The 1,999-nt window shown below is 63.4% G+C and carries 1 protein-coding gene; it reads left to right on the forward strand.

The window, feature by feature from the left end:
• Window positions 1–120: 120 nt before the first annotated feature.
• Window positions 121–1,999 (forward strand): DNA topoisomerase I (locus BG842_RS09585; RefSeq protein ID WP_069450579.1); only part of this gene is annotated, 1,879 nt, incomplete at its 3' end.

The following is a 1,999-nucleotide window of genomic DNA, read 5'->3' on the forward strand; positions in this document are numbered from 1 at the left end:
ATAATCGGGCGAACGTCGGGGGTTTCCGTGGAATCCCGCTTTCTTTCGTTGGCGAAACGTTTACCAGCGCCATGGCCGTAGCCGAGGGCGATGACCGACGCGAACCGGGGTGGTGCGTAAGTGGAACTCATCATCACCGAGAAGGACAACGCCGCACGTCGAATCGCCGACATACTCTCCGGCGAGAGTGCGGAGGCCGACCGACAGAACGGCGTCAACGTCTACAAGTGGGGCGGGAAGCGCTGCATCGGTTTGTCGGGCCACGTCGTCGGAGTGGATTTTCCACCCGAGTACAACGACTGGCGCGACGTGGAACCGGTAGAACTCATCGACGCGAGCGTCGAGAAACAGCCGACGAAGGAGAACATCGTTCGGACGCTCCGCCTACTCGCGCGTGATGCGAGTCGGGTGACGATTGCGACGGACTACGACCGCGAGGGCGAACTCATCGGGAAGGAAGCGTGGGAACTCGTCCGCGAGGTGAACGAGGACGTGCCCATCCAGCGCGTTCGGTTCTCCTCGATTACCAAAAACGAGGTTTCCTCGGCCTTCGAGAACCCGGACGAACTCGACTTCGATCTGGCGGCCGCGGGTGAAGCCCGCCAGATAATCGACCTCATCTGGGGGGCCGCGCTGACGCGATTTCTCTCGCTCTCGGCGCGACAACTCGGCAACGACTTCATCAGCGTCGGGCGGGTCCAAAGTCCCACGCTGAAGCTCATCGTGGACCGGGAACGCGAGATTCAGGCGTTCGACCCCGAGGAGTACTGGGAGATGTTCGCCGACCTGCAGAAGGACGACAAGGCGTTCGAATCGCAGTACTTCTACCGCGACGAGGACGGCAACGAGGCGGAACGCGTCTGGGACGAGGAGACGGCCGAGAAGGCGTACGAAACCCTCGAATCGGCCACGCAGGCGACGGTCGATAGCGTCTCTCGGCGGACGCGAACCGACAGCCCGCCCGCGCCGTTCAACACGACGCAGTTCATTCGCGCGGCGGGGAGCCTCGGCTACTCCGCCCAGCGCGCGATGAGCATCGCGGAGGACCTCTACACCGCCGGGTACATCACGTACCCGCGGACCGACAACACCGTCTACCCGGACGATTTGGACCCCGAGGAACTGCTCGATACGTTCGTCGGAAACTACCACTTCGGCGACGACGCGGACGGCCTGCTCGAACAGGACGACATCGAACCGACCGAGGGCGACGAGGAGACGACCGACCACCCGCCGATTCATCCGACCGAGGACATCCCGACGAAGGGCGAGTTGGGCGACGACGAGTGGGACGTGTACGAACTCGTGGTTCGACGCTTCTTCGCCACCGTCGCCGAGTCGGCGAAGTGGGAACACCTCAAGGTGGTCTCCACGGTGGGCGACCTGACCCTCAAGGCCAACGGAAAGCGCCTCCTCAAAGAGGGCTACCACGCCGTCTACCCGTACTTCAACACCAGCGAGAACTACGTGCCGAACGTGGAGGAAGGGGAAGACCTGTCCATCATCGACACGCGAATCGAGGACAAACAGACCCAACCGCCGCGCCGGTACGGTCAGTCGCGGCTCATCGAGAAGATGGAGAAGATGGGCATCGGAACGAAATCGACCCGCCACAACACCATCCAGAAGCTCTACGACCGGGGCTACCTCGAAAGCGACCCGCCGCGGCCGACCCGCCTCGCGCAGGCGGTCGTGAAGGCCGCGGAGGATTACGCCGACCTCGTGGTGAGCGAGACGATGACCCGCGAACTCGAAGAGGACATGACCGCCATCGCGGAAGGCGAGGCGGACTTGGAGGACGTGGCCGACTCGTCGCGCGAAATCCTCGCGACGGTGTTCGACGAGTTGGAGGAGTCACGCGAGGAAATCGGCAAACAGCTCCAACAGTCGCTGAAGGAAGACAAGACGCTGGGGCCGTGTCCCGAGTGCGGAGAGGACCTGCTCGTGCGCCAGAGCAGGCGCGGGTCGTACTTCGTCGGCTGCGACGGGTATCCCGACT

Source organism: Haladaptatus sp. W1, from assembly GCF_001723155.1.
In the GTDB taxonomy this organism is placed as follows: Archaea; Halobacteriota; Halobacteria; order Halobacteriales; family Haladaptataceae; genus Haladaptatus; species Haladaptatus paucihalophilus.